The organism is Pseudomonas sp. EL_65y_Pfl2_R96, assembly GCF_963970905.1.
Taxonomy (GTDB): Bacteria; Pseudomonadota; Gammaproteobacteria; order Pseudomonadales; family Pseudomonadaceae; genus Aquipseudomonas.
This window is the reverse complement of sequence record NZ_CAXAQH010000170.1, coordinates 1-579: the sequence shown is the minus strand read 5'-3', so window position 1 is coordinate 579 and position 579 is coordinate 1. Positions and strand designations below refer to the sequence as shown.

1 protein-coding gene is annotated in these 579 nt (G+C 62.2%); it reads left to right on the top strand.

Annotated features, from left to right (window positions below):
• On the top strand, window positions 1-467 hold a 467-nt coding region (locus AACY49_RS30050; RefSeq protein WP_339527865.1), incomplete at its 5' end, for a DUF2300 domain-containing protein.
• Between the last annotated feature and the right edge of the window lie 112 nt (window positions 468-579).

Sequence of the window (579 nt, the reverse complement as noted above, 5' to 3'; positions counted from 1 at the left end):
TGGTGTTGGCTGGCAGCACCGTCACCTATCACTCCGACCAACCCGGCCCGGACAAACTCGCCTGGCAGCAAGCCGTCGAACAAGCCAACGCTGGCCAGCGCTACGACGCAATCCTGCTCCATGCCTATCCCCGCGCCAGCCTCAGCCGCTGGGACAACCCGGTCGCTTCCTGCGAAGCACTGCCCGCCGCGCAAGACTGGCTGCAAAAACAGCGACGCGGCTGGCGTCAGAAGCTTGAAAGCGAAACCGGCTACAACGAAGTCAGCACGTTCGCCGTGTGCAAACTCGCGTTCGGCCGCCCCTTTGTCGAACGCGAACGCCAGCGCATCTATGTGCGCGGCGTACTGACCTTGCAAGACCGCCTCGACCTGACCCACGAATATCTGCACCTGGCCTTTGAAGCGCATCCCAACGGCCAGGATGAAACCTACATCGAAGGGCTCGCCCGTCACCTTTTGCTGGAATAGACCATGACACTCCGTTATCCACAGGTCTTGTTGCTGCTCTGCACGCTGACCGCGTTATCGCCGACTAGGGCCGCCGACAGCATCAAACTCGACACCCCGGTCGGGGGCTGGC